The organism is Rhodopirellula europaea 6C (assembly GCF_000338295.1).
Lineage (GTDB): Bacteria > Planctomycetota > Planctomycetia > Pirellulales > Pirellulaceae > Rhodopirellula > Rhodopirellula europaea.
Map to the genome: position 1 here is coordinate 1 of NZ_ANMO01000153.1, position 13,941 is coordinate 13,941.

Sequence of the window (13,941 nt, forward strand, 5' to 3'; positions counted from 1 at the left end):
TCGACCGGAACAACTCAGCAGCGTTCCTTCGGCGGGACTCTCGTCGCGGGAAGACATGGTGATTCTCACGCCAGCCGATCAACCGTGGTTGGGTCCGACGGAATGCTTTGTCGTCACCAGCATCCACCCCAACATGCTGCAAACGCAAGACACTGCGACAAAGCTGGCATCGGTCATGGAATTGGCCGGACGAGTCCGCAATCCAGCCGTGCACAGCAGCATGGCGTTGCGAACGACAACGCACGAACGCATCGTCCGAGCACCGCTCGACTTCGCGTTGATCTTGCTGGTCTTGCCGATGGTGGTCAATCGCCGCGGCCGCAAACTGTTCGTCTTGATTGGATCCGCCGTCGGATTGATCATCGCATTCTTCGCGTTGAAAACGGTCGCGAGCACGCTGGGCGGCAGCACCACCCTGGTCACGCCCGGCATCGCCGCCTGGATCCCGCTGTTGATCATCGGACCGCTGGCGTACTCACGCTACCGACATGTTCAAACCGTCTGAGCGAACCGGTTCACCGGACGTCGTTGATACCATTCAACTGGCTAGCCAACGATGAAGGTCAGCGTCATTGTGCCGACCTGGAACGAAGCTTCCAACATCGAGGCCTGCGTTGACTCCGCGTTGCGATGCGGTGCCGCAGAAGTGGTCGTGAGCGATGGCGGCAGCAGCGACGGTACCCTCGAGATCACCGAATCCCTCAGCGACCGCCGCGTGCGGTGCCTGCGTGCTCCGTCGGGACGTGGGGTGCAGTTGCGTGCTGCGGCCGAGTTGGCGACCGGCGAAATGCTGTTGTTCCTACACGCTGACAATCGTTTGCCAGGCGATGCACTGGAGCAACTGCGACAGGCTGACTGGCCGGTATGGGGCGGCTTTCGCCAACACATCGATGCGAACGGCTGGCGGTACCGCTGGCTGGAATGGGGGAACGCCTGGCGAGCTCGTGTGAGATCAAACGTGTTTGGCGATCAGGCAATGTTTGCCCAACGCGACGCGTATGATCGGGCGGGCGGATTCGCTGCCGTGGGCTTGATGGAAGACGTGATGCTGTCGGCGGAACTTCGCAAGATCACACCTGCGACGCTGTTGCCAGGGCCGGTACGAGTCGACGCACGACGATGGCAGCAGCGCGGCGTACTCCGCCAAACCTTGCTGAACTGGCGGATCCAACATGCGTTCGCCAAAGGTGCGTCTCCGGACGAATTGCGCCAGATTTACGACCGATAGAGGTTCGCTGGCGACGACGCTGCGGGATTCACGCAGCGAAACGGTTGGGCTGAATGGGCCAGCTTTGATGCCCGGTGGAACGAAAGAGCACGATTCCCGACCGCTCGGTTTGAGCGTTCGTGAGTTTATGGTGAATGGTTGAGTGGAAGAGCTCCCCTCTCGGGTGCTGTTTCCGCTAGGCGATTCCATACCCTCGAACCACTGAAAGCCCATGCCTGTTCTATTGATGATCAATCTCAAAGGTGGAGTTGGAAAGACCGCTTCGACGGTTGCCATCGCGGAAACGTTGGCGGCGGAAGGGTTCAAGACTTTGGTGATCGATGCGGATCACCAAAGCATGGCGGGCGAATTGCTGCTGGGGCAAAAGAGAATGCTCCATTGCGAGAATCGCAAACGCACGCTGCACGACGTCTTCTTGGAAATGTGCGATCCCGATTTCGAAGTCGGCGACTTGCGATCCTTCATCTCGGAAGAGACATCCAATGTCGCAACGGTGCGTGACTTCCTAGACGTGATCCCATGCTCGTTTCGGATCGATGATTTTTACAGCAATGCGTTTCGATCCAAGCGCCGTGCCGGGTTGTTTCAAACCGAGCGAGAGTTGTTCACGCAGATCAAGAAACAAATGCCGGGTGCGAAGAAGTGGCTTAACGAGTTGTATGACTTCGTCATCGTGGACTGCCCACCCAGCATTGCGATGCAAGTCAAAATGTTCTTGCGAATTGCGGACGGCTGCGTGATCCCATCGATCCCGGATCAATTGTCCATACGTGGATCTGAGAATTTAGTCGATCGGCTGAAACGCTACAAAGTCGACACGCTCGGAACGCTGTGGACGCTGTATCGGCAGCAAACACCACTGCACCGTGAGATGGTTGCTGATCCCTTTGCGAAGTTGCCCACGCCTTTTGAATCGGTCATTCCAAACGCGGCGCAATTGGCCCGGGCCGTCGATCCGCGCGAGCTGAGCAACCCACAAGCGAACTGCGACGCAAAGTACGGACGACAATTCGCAGCACGCTATCGAGAACTCTGCGGCGAGATCCTTTCACGACTTCGCAACCTGGACATCCCAGTGACCAATCGTCAGGAACAGCTGATCTGTCTTTGAGCAATTGCTGGGGAACAAATTTTCCCGCGCGTCTGCTTAGCAACGCGTGAACAACAAGTGACGATGTTAGCGGTGTGGCGCAAGCCGCCCGGTGAGGAACCGGAGGGCTCGCGCCCTTCCGCTACGTCGCTTGTTGTTCACGTGGGTCTTAGAACGGAGGTTCAGCCACTGGTGTGAATTCTTTGTTCACATTGCCTGACAGATGGATGTCATCTGGGTTGAGCTGAAGAACAGGGGAGCCCGGAGAGAGAGCCAAGTCCTCCAGGTTCACCCAGATGACGTTGGGGCTTGTTGTCAGCTCAAAGAAATAACGTCTGGAATCAAGGTTCACCACGGTGCGGTATTCCGTGTCATAGATCGTCCCAGGCGTTTTGTAAGGCGCATTGAATGGCACCGAAGCATTTCGAGCGAGAGACAATGTCGTGGCAATCGCTTCTCGCTCTCCTTCGGGTTTGCGAAGCGTCTTCAGAAAATAGTTGGCTCGCACAAAGCGATCAATTGGATTGACGTTGCCCGGCAGCGGGGTTTGGCGTGTCGCGTTCGCGAAATCCCACTTCTCTAGTTCGAGGAGCTGTTCATCGTAGGGCGGATCATTGGTCACCACTCGATGTTCGGATCCATGATAGATTTTTGGCTGGCCATCGACGTATTCGATGATGGCCGAATCTCCCGATGCATCTTCGATCGCTAAGTGAAGCGACGACTTGAAACCAGCGTGCTCGACCATGATCGGTTGAACGTCCTTCATTCGCTCCAGGGCTTCCTCGACCGTGGCCGCGTTGTCGAGCAAGTACTGCCCCCAAAGGCCCGCCTGGAGCCCAGCCTTCTCAGGATTTCGCGGCCCGTAGTCGGTGGCGGTTAAGAACAGCAAGTGCATTGCAAGTCCCTTTTCGTTCAAACCGTCGACCGATGCTAGGCCGTAAGCGGAAACAACGACCGATCCGTAGCGAGACGTCCACGTGAGTGGATTTTGGTCACCGATATCAATCGGCCCAACCCGGCCTCCATCTCGACGCATGCCTTTTGGGAAAACATACAGTCTTGGTTCCGTTGATTCAGCCCAATCCATCGTCCGTCCCGCGACGGCAAGGACGCCATTGGTATTCCACAGAATGCGTGTGCACGCCAGAGCGGTCGAGGCTGACATTGCCAACGCAATCGCTAGGATTGAACCCATCGAATCATGAAAAAAATGCTGCGGTGCCGCCATGCTTCGGATCCTTGGTTTCTTAGAAAAATTTTCACCCGCATGAAACGAAGCAGGTTGGCTGGAATGATCGTGCAGAACTATTTGAGCGATCGTCCCGGTTGTACGTGAGTACAGTGGCGATCGCCGCCGCAGTTCAAATGCCGAAAGACTCCTGCGGACCTGCTGCGTCGGCCTGAGTCGCGTCTGATTCGTTCGGTTTGCGAGTGGGTCGCATCAGATTGCGTGCCATGCTGCTGGGCATTTTCCGGCAGCGAGTTGAGATTGCAAGCCGAGTGAGGGTTCCCAATCCATTCATGGATTGCAATGAGAACAATGGCTCACCAGTTCGGCAATCGTTCGGGGCACTCTTCATGAGCCAGCGTGACAGCAGTAGGTTATTCGCGTTCTTCACTTTTCGGTCGATCGCCTTCGTTAAATCCTGAGGAGCCACGTCTCATGTGTCAGGCACCCCATCGCATTCTCGCTCGAGCACATTCGTTTCTTACGTTCAGTTTTGTCGCTTTTATCACGTTCTGTGTCAGCGGTTTGCCCGTCTTTGCTCAGGAATCGGACAATCCCGAACCGGCTCCTGTCACCACGGCGGATCCCCGCGTTCCGATAGATAGCCTTCGAGTGATGGTGAAACCATTGACGCAGGAGGAGCTTGCCATTGAAGCTGATGCTTGGTTTGCGTTGCTCAAGGCGAAAGCACGTCAAATCGCGGTCGCCAAACTCGGTGTGAGAAAGACCAGCGACGCATTGGCGGCCGAAACGGAAGAGGAAGCCAGCAGATCGTTGGCGGAAGCGGAACAAGTCAAGAAGCTAGGTGACGAGGTCGCAAAGAAGGCCGAAGAAACAGTCACAAAGGCGGCCCGCGAAAGCACTGGCGTGGATGTCATCGCCCCGTCCGAAACGCCACCTTCACCAGAAGACAAAGAGAGCGAAGAGTCGACCAAGGACGCTTCGGAAACGGAGCCACCCGCTGCCGCTGATTCCGAAAACGCTGGCAATGGATCGACGGACATGGCTGCCAAATTGAAAACTGATTTGCTCGAAGACATCACGGTTTTGCAAGACGAGCGCACCTCGCTCAGTGATCGGCTTACGATCGTTCTGGATTCATGGGAAGCCAAAGGCGGAGAGGCCGAAAGCTATCGCAAGTACATCGCAGCCGTGTCCGGCGTGGAACTTGACACGACGGATGCCGAAGCCGCTTGGTCCACCGTCGTTGGTTGGTTTGTATCCAAAGAAGGTGGGCAGCGTTGGGCATGGAACATCGTCAAGTTCATTCTGATCTTGGTCGTCGCGTACCTGGTCTCCAAGGTCTTATCCGGGGGCGTGAACTGGCTTTTGGACCGGAAGATTCGCCTCTCACAACTTGCCGAGCGGTTGATTGCCAACACGATCCGGAACGTCTTTCTCGCCGTTGGATTTGCCGTGGCGCTGACGGCATTGGAAGTGGACATCACGCCAATTCTGGCAGCGATCGGAGCAACGGGATTGGTCGTCGGTTTGGCATTACAGGACACGCTCAGCAACTTTGCCAGTGGGCTGATGATTCTGATCAACCGTCCGTTTGATGTGGGGCACGTTGTCAACGCGGGCGGTGTCACGGGCACCGTCCATCAAATGAATTTGGTTTCGACGACCTTCCACACTTTCGATAACCAAACCATTTACGTTCCTAACAACGAAATTTGGAACAACGTGATTACCAACATCACCGCCAACGACAAACGTCGTGTCGACATGGAATTCGGCATCGGATACAGCGATGACTTTGAACAGGCCGAAGAGATCATCACCGATGTCGTGAAAAGCCATGACTTGGTGCTGGACGAGCCTGAACCAGTTGTCGTCACCCACGCCTTGGCTGATTCTTCGGTGAACATCGTCTGCCGGCCGTGGGCCGCCACATCCGATTGGTGGAAGGTCAAAACGGATGTCACTCGAGAGGTGAAACGCCGGTTCGATGCCGCCGGGATTTCCATTCCTTTCCCACAACACGATGTCCATGTGTACCAAACTAGTCGGCCTGAAAAGCCCTGATCGCGGGCAGGCCGGGGCTCGACTCACTTCACGTTCCACTGAAATTGCTAGACGGATCCATCAACGCTTTTTTGATCATTTCACATGAGATCCGTTCTTTCGATCAAACTTGGTCCATCAAGGAGAGTCGTGGAAATCGCCAGAAATGCATGAGGACGAGGTCCCGTTCCCAGCGGATAATCGACACACCGTTGCTCTCTCAATGACTGGCAGAACGAACGAGATCAGGAGACAAAGAGCCTAGACGGCTGCATTACTGACACAGGCAAATGACCCGCTCCGAGTGAATGCCCCGGCTATCCCACAGACCGCAATCACACGACACAGTTTAGGTTTGCTCAGAATTCAAATGCGACGGTCCGATCGGTTTGTAGCAAATCGTTCACGAGCACGTTGGACATCACGGGCCGCGGCGAGCTGGGCTTCCAATCTTCAATCGATTCGTATTGCAGCTAGCGAGCCGTCATTGTCGGCTGATGTCCCCTTGAGATAACGCCAGCATGCTCAGCTTTGTTGCTCGGGTTGGCTACCGGGTTCTTCTTGCCGTCTCAGTCATATGTTTCCCAATGAACAACCTTACCCGCTTCAGGATCCACTTCGATCGACCACTCTCTGTCATCGACAACGATCCGCCCTCTTATCAAAGTACGGTGGCAATAGGCGAACAGACGAGCCCTTCTTTGCCGGAGGCGTTCGGTCCAAGCATCGCCCCGTGCGTTGAGCGCAATCTGGTCGTCCAGGAATGCGATATACGACTCGTCGAAAGAATGTTCCTCTAAGCTTTGGGTGGTCGGTACCGCGAGACGCACGGCTGCTGGAAGACCTGATGATGCCAATGCGTTCGCGAATATTTGTTGTGCTTCGATCACGCTGTCGTCGGCCGGACTGTTAGGACAATGATTGAATGAGCGAAGGCGATGCTAAAGTCGTCGCAAGGTAGTTTCCGTTTCGACATCGTGGAGAGGGTTCGGCATTGCCACCAATCACCAATCACCAATCATCCATGATTCGCGAGGTTGCTGAGTCACCCCAACTTGGTGTTTGTCATCGTCGAACACGTAGATTCGACCATCGACTTCAGCGTTGACCGCGGGATACATGTCCATGCTGGTGTACGGCGTCATGTCGGCGTTCTTCAATCGCACCACGAGTATCAGGGCGGGAAAACCGACGCCAATGTCAACAAACACGCCAAAGGATTCGCGATGGACAACACGACCGTTGACAGACACGCCAATGGGCAGTCGTCGTTTCAGAGCGTTCCAATTGGCCTCCATTTCAGGTGACTCATACCGCGGAAAGAGAGCGGCGAGTTGATAATTCACGGACATGGTGAACTCTTGGTAACGTAACGGCAGGGTTCAGAGGGCCCGCGAGGACGACTCACCACTCCGAAAACATCAATTCGCGGCCGCCGCGACAACCGATGATTGTCCTCAATGCACAATTTCAGCGGAGTCGCGCTGCCCAGTATCGTTTTGGTAAATCGCCAAGACAACCGTTCCCTCTCTGCAGTCAACTGCAAATTCAATTGAAAATACCACAGCGTTCTCGATGGTTTCGAATCAACAAGCACGCTGATACTTTTGACTTCCCGAATGCGTGGGTGCTGAGCCAACTCGGGACGTTCACCGGCGACAATGCTGGGATCTGGTAAACTATAATCTCAAGGTAAAAGCTTCATTGATCAAACGGATAAAAACAACCACGACAGCAATCATTGTTTCGCGGCGATCGACTATCCAACGTGCAAAACGAAGACTCCGCGGCTTCAGTTCATCCCATTGCTCGCCGCGTTCACTATGCTGATGCACTCAAGAACGCTGAAACAATTTGTTCCGCCTTGCCACGCTGACACAGGCAGAACTACAAGCAAAAGTCAGAGCGAAGGTAATCGAAGCAAGCACCCATGCGGTAACAACATCGCGGGGTATGTCCAAGTAGAAAAGCGGAGCTTGATTGCACCAGAACGCATTTAGATTGCCAACGATGACACCGGCCAAAACGAACACCGGCCTATTTCGGACCACGGGAAAATGAATCGCGAGCACGCAGAGCAAGCCAAGCAAAGCGCCGCCCAGCGGTGGAACCTCCGTGCTGAAAGTATCTGTCCAGAACAGCACCCACTGCAGAGCAGTCCCTCCGAAGAATCCCGTCGCAAATGACGGAACTGCCCCCCAATGCTATCCGCCCTTGAACGCAACATCGACGGGGGACACGGGAGAGTAAGGATTCGAAGATTCACTCATGGCATCCTCGGGGGTTTTTAATCGAATAACGCTGCCGATCACCGAGGCCCGCGGGTTGCGTCTGCATTTCCAGAACGCGATGCCCGATCCTTCGGTGCATCGGATGATTTGCTGCCCTTCGGGTTTTGTATTGCGGCGGCGATCGCGATGCGTAGTGTTGATCTCGAAGTATTCAACTCCACTTCTGACAGTCGCTTTCCGTGTGATTCGACTAACGCTTGAGCGTTGTCAGAAAGGCAATAGCCCAGAAAATTGCGGACGGATTCTCGTTGCAGTGACTCCGAGTTCACAAACAACCGTAGTGACTCGCTTTGATCTTGGCTGTGTCCGACAACGACCTCCACAAAGTCAATTTCCCGGTCGGTACATTCTTTCCGCTCTCTGTCCTTTATATGGCGAGCGGATTTATTGATGTCCGACAGCCCCAGCGAGAATCGCTTGAAGCCGCCTCCACTTCCAGACTCTTCGTTCTCCACCGTGATCAAGTAGTTTGTGTCTTCGGCTGCGGCAACCAATGCCCTGCTGATGTCGGCCATGTGGGACGTTCCGTCAACTCGCACGGGAGAGTCCGCCCAAGAGGACGATGCCAAAAAGATCAGAGAAACGGGTAGCCAGTTACGCATGGATATAATCATGGGTGCTTTATGAAGCGAACGTTACACATCACCGAGCCGGTACTTCCGATTTTCCACTTACAAAACCTTGCAAGCCCGGCTTCGGTGCATGTAAGGGTCCTGAATATTGTGTCAGCCGAGACATCCCGTCGGGGATGAATGACCGAGGGCCCAGCATAGCATTTTTGCGGTACACGGAATTAGTCGGCCAGCGAGAACAGGGCCAAATTGGAGATGATCGCAATGCCGATGACTGCGACGCCGAGCCACGTGAATCTTTGACGTCGGAACCGAATTCCAGTGCCTACAAATGCGAATGCGATCGCTGCCAAAACGAATGCCCCGATCGCAAGAACATCAAGATCGTTTGATACAGCGCGTGGGGCCATCCGCGAGAATACAAGTTGTAGGCACCGTAACATGCGGCGACCGCTAACAAGAGCGAAGCAAGGTAGGCTACGCATGCAATGAGCATTCGCCCAATTGAAGTCGGCATTGACTCCGCATGGGACACCGCGGGGCTTTCGCACGGATTGAACATCGGCCGTTAAGTTGGCAGTTCGGTAGCCAGAACGCTACGCATCAGCGGTCCGGGACAGTTGATGTTCCATTTGTAAAAAATCGCATTCCCGGCGCCGTTGCATGCGATGCTTACCCGGGTTCTCCTGGACGAGGGTCGGTTACGTTGCCAAGCTGATCAATCAGTGAAGTGGAGCGTTCCACCGAGACATACCAAAGTGAGTGCCCCCGGCTGGCTGCGGAGGGTCAGCAGCCCAGGCACGGATCCTCACTCACTGCCGCTGATTACCCAGTGTGGCGAAATCACCCTGGTGCGTCATGGAGTCGAGCGATGTCCAAACTGAAACTCAAACCACGTCGACTGACTCTTATGCTGTCAGTCACGATTCCACTCGCTCAATACAAACTCGCCCTCCATCAACACGCAGGTGCATAATGACCGCCGGTGTGTCCAGCGTTCCATTCGTACTGCTTCCGAGTGCAGTCATTGAGAAAGTCCCAGCGGTGTCTCGTGGTTGCCCTCCTCCCACCTTGAAGGGGAGTTTTGCTGCGGGCACCACTGTCGGGTTTCCATCGCGATCCACCAAGGTCAATCCTCCATCTGCTCCCAACTTCATCGAGCAGGAAGATGTCAACATCTGTGCCGCCGCTCCATACCGACCGCGGCTAACATGATCAGAGAACTCCTGAGTCACCCTTTCCGATCGATTCACCAACCATGTTGCGAGGTAGAGGACACCTAAGACCAGAAAAGCAGCGAGAATCGACTTTTTGAATTTGGTCATACAAATTTCCAATCAGAGGTTGGGACGCATTGACTCGCATCTGGATGCAACGTGTTCAAAGAGCATCACTAGCAGACATTACCATTACGCGGCGTCGACTCAGGACGGAACGCGAGTTCGCTCACCGCTACTCTGCCTTGTGCCACGCTTACTTGTGCCATGCTTTTCCGATGCGGTGAAGAGTTTGCTGGTTCGTCAAATGCATCCGCGACATATCGGACGTGCGACATCGTAACATACATTTGGGCCTGACCAACGAGAAGTAGGCGGCTGTCTGATCGCCCAGACTGATGATCGCAAGCAATGTCAAAACCGACGACCGAGAGTGGGGCCCAACGCCCCAACGCAAACGAATACAAACGCCTCTCATGCCCAGCTCAAACTGAGCAATCACCAGTGTCGCGGATTGCGTCACACCCGTCGTCCAAAAACGACGTTTGCCCAAAGTGCAACGCAGATAGAAGCGAATAGAGCAAAAGCTCAATCGGGAGAAGAAAACCGAACCCGCAAACAACGGACATCACGCCACACGGTGAGCGGACGACTCATTGCGAAATGATCGACCATCCGTGCTTCTCCACCTTCTGCTATTCCGAATCTCAGAAGACGCCGCCGACCAACGAGTCTCACTGGCACCTTGGTTTACGAACGGCACGAACGAAAGGCTGGCAGCAACGTTCTATATTGAATCTCGACCTGAAACCCGTCTTCAACCGCATTGTTAGCAATACGGCATTCGACACGCTTCAGTTGACTCGCGTCAGGGAAGCGAAATAGTGTTGCCTCTGTATTCGAATCGACGGTCCAGTCCGAGACACCAGATCCTAGGAGGACTGCCTCCACGCGGTGCCCATGTCGTCCTGAGACAATCACCGTTCCTTCAACTGGATATCGACCGACAAAAGAGATCACCAATCCAAAAAGAAGCGGTAACGCCAAGATCGTTTTCAGTGAAACTTTAGAAACGCTTGCGTTCCCCACTGCGGAACGGTTGCAATCATCCAGATGCGATGGGTGATCCCCCGCTGGCAATCTCCACAACTTCGCGAATCGGCTGCATCGTTCCTCTTCTGCCACGTTCCGATTCAGACAAACCACCGTCCGACGTTCCATCAGGATGTCCCTTTTGCTGTTGAACCTCTCAATGGTTTCTCTGATAAAAACGTAGGTGAGTGGGCTTGAGGTTGCAATCAGTTGGCCCGTCAACGCTGCGAATGATGAGTGCCCGGGGATCCGCCGAAAGCCCTGTTCCGCATCCAACAACGCGTGAGAAGGCCGACCGACTCCAACTGAACGCCTTCGTGACGGTCGATCCGTGTACTCGCAAGAAGATCGCCTGCACCGTAGAAACGCCAAGTGCGACCAGCCAAGGTGGGATGAGCGGCAAACACCGACTCCTCAAGCGACGCAATGTGCTTGATAAACTCCTGAGATGTCACACGACCAGTTCGCGCCTCAACACGCTGGCCTAATGCGTCGAGTCCAGTCATGAGAACTTCTGGGCAGGATAACATATTACGATCGATGAAGGTACAGGAAGTTAGCCCGGCGATCGGCATGCAATGGGTGAGAGTGCTTTCCGGCGACTTGGTTCCTCGCAAGTTCACGAGAACCCGTGGAAGGAGAAACTCCAATTTCTTCAGCAATCCCTTTCTGTTTCTTGCCATCTCGTTGCATGACAGAGATGACAACACGTTGGTGAAAGGTAAGATGTGCCACAGCTGAGTGAGTCCGCCTGAGTTGTTGGGATTTGAAGCTCCAAACAACTTGGCGGGCTCAGTCGGTCTTTCGCCAGGGGCATTGAAAAACCTTTCGTTTTTCAATGCTCTAAAAATTGCGTTTCGGGTTTGAATTCACACACTTACAGCGGCGTGTGCAAGCATCCGCCGCCAACACTTTGCGGCAATATACCCAATAGCCGACAGCGAGAAGACGAATCCGAGGACAACACCGGGATTCTGTACTGTCCATGACGGTGTAAGAATCGGTACGAATGCGAGGACGAAGCGGACAACAACGACGACTGCCACAACAGCGAGAACCGCGAGAGCGGGCGCTGCCAGTCGCGACGCGAGCCCGCCGGGAAACCATTCCGTGCATGCCGAGATCGCCGTTGTCACGAGGATTGCCAAGCCCATCAGATTGCCGATCGCGTTTTGCGATAGGTCCGACGCGTTTGCGTACAGTTCGGGGAGCGTCAGGCAAGCGCCAAACACGAACAGAGAAAGTGATGCGACGCGTTGGCGTGACCCCGTGCCTTGTTCGTCATGTTGAGGCTTCGGTGGTGCGTACGGGTTAGGCATTCTTCAGTCGGGTAACGGTACACATCACCGAGGACGCGCGAAAGACTCACCATTGCCAAACCGCTCGGCTCGCGTCCTTCGGTGCATGTGATGGTTCAAGTAAGCCGCTAGCGCGGCGGTTTCGGTTTGGTGGTGGAACGGACGCGTGACGGATTGTTGGAAGCAACCTTTCAGGAGGAGCTGTTCGCTGGGAACAGCTCAACAACTCCTCCTGAAAAGGAACACAACATGTCCAAGTTTAGCTCAAACGGTTCGCAAAATGCACCTGGAGCCCACTTCCCTGAAAGTCTTCGCCTGAGACTTTCCGAAGACTTGCACCTGACCGGCAAGGCCAAACGAACTCACGATGGCTACATCCGAGCGGTCAGGCAGTTCTCCGATTTCGCCGGCTGCAGTCCCGACCAGGTGAACGAGCAGCATGTGCGGCAGTTCTTTTTGCACCTCAAGAACGATCGCAACTTTGCTTATGGATCACTCCGCGTGGCATTCTCGGGCATCAAGTTCTTCTTCACGCACACCTGCAAGCGTGACTGGGAAATCATCAAGATGCTCAAGCTCCAAAACATCACTACGTTGCCGGAGGTGCTGACGATCGAGCAGGTTCATGAACTGATCGGCTCAGCGACCACGCAGCGAATGTTCGTCTATTTCTGGACCGTCTATTCGCTGGGACTCCGACTCAATGAAGCGTTGCATCTGCAGGTCAGTGACATCGACGCCCAGCGAGGCTGGGTTCATGTCCATCGTGGCAAGGGAGCCAAGGACCGGTATGTGCCGCTGCCGACGACGACCGTTCGACTTCTGCGAAACTACTGGGCCAGTCACCGGCACCCCTGCCTGCTGTTTCCGGCAGATGGACGAGAACATGACCTCGCCAAAGACGGCATTAGCCAAGCCAAAAATCCGATGAGCGAGACGGCCGTTCAGGGAGCGATGAAGCAGATCACAAAGAAGCTTCGCTTCGGGAAGAAGGTCAGCATCCATACGCTGCGTCATTCTTATGCGACGCACTTGCTCGAAGCGGGCGTGGGACTGAAGGTGATTCAAAAGTACTTGGGGCATTCGTCGCTGCAGACCACAATGGTCTATCTACATTTGACTGAGACGGCCGAAGCCAACGCTCGCGAAGAAATCGAAAGGCTATTCGGTAGGCTACCAGGCAGCGGCGAGTAAACCCGCTCTCGCAAATGCCCACGGTTGCGGAGGCTCTTCGCCAATTCGCACCGGCATACCTGCAGCAACACGCGGATTCGATCTCGATCGCCGAAGATAAAGTTCTTGGCGCGATCACTCGTTGTCGCACCGGGGCACTGGGTGGTGTTCACTACCAGTGCGGCGGCTGCGGAATCGATCACTGGGTCGGGCGTTCGTGTGGCAATCGGCACTGCCCGAACTGCGGTCACCAGCGGACGCAGGCTTGGATTGAAACGCAGGCTGCCAAGCTGATGCCGGTTCATCACTTCTTGGTCACTTTCACGGTGCCCCGGGAGGTTGGCTTGGTGCTGCGCGGTCACCAACGTGACGGCTACCGGTGCTTGTTCGATGCGAGCAGCCAGAGCATTCGCGATGTGGGCGCGGCGACGAAGAGTCTAAAGGGGTGCCAGCTTGGGTTCTTCGGTGTGCTTCATACTTGGGGGCGTGACCCGGCGGTCTATCATCCGCACGTTCACTACGTCGTTCCTGGCGGCGGAGTGAAACTGGATGAGCAAGGCAATGCCGAATCATGGCAGAGTACGCCGAAGAACTTCTTGTTCCATCATGGAACATTGATCCGCACCTACAAGGCAAAGCTCGCCGACGAGCTTCGTGCCGCTGGGCTGTATGGCCAAGTCAATCGCGAGGCTTGGTCGAAAGACTTCGTCGTCGACATCCAGCCGGTTGGGCACGGCGTTCC

Annotated in this window: 13 protein-coding genes; 6 read left to right on the forward strand and 7 right to left on the reverse strand. The window is 55.0% G+C overall.

The window, feature by feature from the left end; translation table 11 throughout:
• From RE6C_RS15950 to RE6C_RS15965, 3 genes are all read left to right on the forward strand, one after another.
• On the forward strand, positions 1–505 hold a 505-nt coding region (locus tag RE6C_RS15950), incomplete at its 5' end, for an LptF/LptG family permease (protein WP_039962265.1).
• Between the two features lie 51 nt (positions 506–556).
• Complete coding sequence (locus tag RE6C_RS15955) at positions 557–1,228, forward strand: TIGR04283 family arsenosugar biosynthesis glycosyltransferase (protein WP_008658128.1); 672 nt, start codon at positions 557–559, stop codon at positions 1,226–1,228.
• A 211-nt stretch (positions 1,229–1,439) separates the two neighbouring features.
• Positions 1,440–2,339: a ParA family protein gene (locus RE6C_RS15965; protein WP_039962267.1), complete on the forward strand. Its 900-nt coding sequence runs from the start codon at positions 1,440–1,442 to the stop codon at positions 2,337–2,339.
• Between the two features lie 148 nt (positions 2,340–2,487).
• On the opposite strand, the gene RE6C_RS15970 is transcribed toward RE6C_RS15965, so the two are convergent.
• Positions 2,488–3,486, reverse strand: coding sequence for a linear amide C-N hydrolase (locus RE6C_RS15970; protein ID WP_236618259.1), 999 nt, complete (start codon positions 3,484–3,486; stop codon positions 2,488–2,490).
• 498 nt (positions 3,487–3,984) lie between these two features.
• Here RE6C_RS15970 and RE6C_RS15980 point away from each other — a divergent pair, with 498 nt between their 5' ends.
• A complete protein-coding gene (locus tag RE6C_RS15980) occupies positions 3,985–5,577 on the forward strand; it encodes a mechanosensitive ion channel domain-containing protein (RefSeq protein ID WP_008658137.1) in 1,593 nt (530 codons plus the stop codon).
• 548 nt (positions 5,578–6,125) lie between these two features.
• Here the strand turns inward: RE6C_RS15980 and RE6C_RS15985 are convergent.
• From RE6C_RS15985 to RE6C_RS33270, 6 genes are all read right to left on the reverse strand, one after another.
• Complete coding sequence (locus tag RE6C_RS15985) at positions 6,126–6,446, reverse strand: hypothetical protein (protein ID WP_039962268.1); 321 nt, start codon at positions 6,444–6,446, stop codon at positions 6,126–6,128.
• Between the two features lie 114 nt (positions 6,447–6,560).
• Positions 6,561–6,908 (reverse strand): S1 RNA-binding domain protein, encoded by a 348-nt coding sequence (locus tag RE6C_RS15990; protein WP_008658138.1) that lies wholly within the window; start codon positions 6,906–6,908, stop codon positions 6,561–6,563.
• Between the two features lie 956 nt (positions 6,909–7,864).
• Complete coding sequence (locus RE6C_RS16005) at positions 7,865–8,449, reverse strand: type 2 periplasmic-binding domain-containing protein (protein WP_144054798.1); 585 nt, start codon at positions 8,447–8,449, stop codon at positions 7,865–7,867.
• A 295-nt stretch (positions 8,450–8,744) separates the two neighbouring features.
• Positions 8,745–8,915 (reverse strand): hypothetical protein, encoded by a 171-nt coding sequence (locus tag RE6C_RS32240; protein ID WP_160167217.1) that lies wholly within the window; start codon positions 8,913–8,915, stop codon positions 8,745–8,747.
• A 424-nt stretch (positions 8,916–9,339) separates the two neighbouring features.
• Positions 9,340–9,744 carry a hypothetical protein gene (locus RE6C_RS16015; RefSeq protein WP_039962273.1) on the reverse strand — a complete coding sequence of 135 codons (405 nt, stop codon included), beginning with the start codon at positions 9,742–9,744 and terminating at the stop codon, positions 9,340–9,342.
• A gap of 1,515 nt (positions 9,745–11,259) precedes the next feature.
• Complete coding sequence (locus tag RE6C_RS33270) at positions 11,260–11,463, reverse strand: helix-turn-helix domain-containing protein (protein WP_261340125.1); 204 nt, start codon at positions 11,461–11,463, stop codon at positions 11,260–11,262.
• A gap of 716 nt (positions 11,464–12,179) precedes the next feature.
• Here RE6C_RS33270 and RE6C_RS16045 point away from each other — a divergent pair.
• Together RE6C_RS16045 and RE6C_RS16050 are read left to right on the forward strand one after the other, a co-directional pair.
• On the forward strand, positions 12,180–13,220 hold the full coding sequence (locus RE6C_RS16045) for a tyrosine-type recombinase/integrase (RefSeq protein WP_008658152.1): 1,041 nt from the start codon (positions 12,180–12,182) through the stop codon (positions 13,218–13,220).
• Between the two features lie 14 nt (positions 13,221–13,234).
• Positions 13,235–13,941: IS91 family transposase (locus RE6C_RS16050; protein ID WP_008658153.1), on the forward strand; the 707-nt coding region annotated here is incomplete at its 3' end.

What these genes read in the sequence shown, in the direction of transcription:
- RE6C_RS15955 (WP_008658128.1), top strand. Translation starts at nt 557, where the DNA reads ATGAAGGTCAGCGTCATTGTGCCGACCTGGAACGAAGCTTCCAACATC.
- RE6C_RS15965 (WP_039962267.1), top strand. Translation starts at nt 1,440, where the DNA reads ATGCCTGTTCTATTGATGATCAATCTCAAAGGTGGAGTTGGAAAGACC.
- RE6C_RS15970 (WP_236618259.1), bottom strand. Translation starts at nt 3,486, where the DNA reads ATGTCAGCCTCGACCGCTCTGGCGTGCACACGCATTCTGTGGAATACC.
- RE6C_RS15980 (WP_008658137.1), top strand. Translation starts at nt 3,985, where the DNA reads ATGTGTCAGGCACCCCATCGCATTCTCGCTCGAGCACATTCGTTTCTT.
- RE6C_RS15990 (WP_008658138.1), bottom strand. Translation starts at nt 6,908, where the DNA reads ATGTCCGTGAATTATCAACTCGCCGCTCTCTTTCCGCGGTATGAGTCA.
- RE6C_RS16005 (WP_144054798.1), bottom strand. Translation starts at nt 8,449, where the DNA reads ATGCGTAACTGGCTACCCGTTTCTCTGATCTTTTTGGCATCGTCCTCT.
- RE6C_RS32240 (WP_160167217.1), bottom strand. Translation starts at nt 8,915, where the DNA reads ATGCTCATTGCATGCGTAGCCTACCTTGCTTCGCTCTTGTTAGCGGTC.
- RE6C_RS16015 (WP_039962273.1), bottom strand. Translation starts at nt 9,744, where the DNA reads ATGACCAAATTCAAAAAGTCGATTCTCGCTGCTTTTCTGGTCTTAGGT.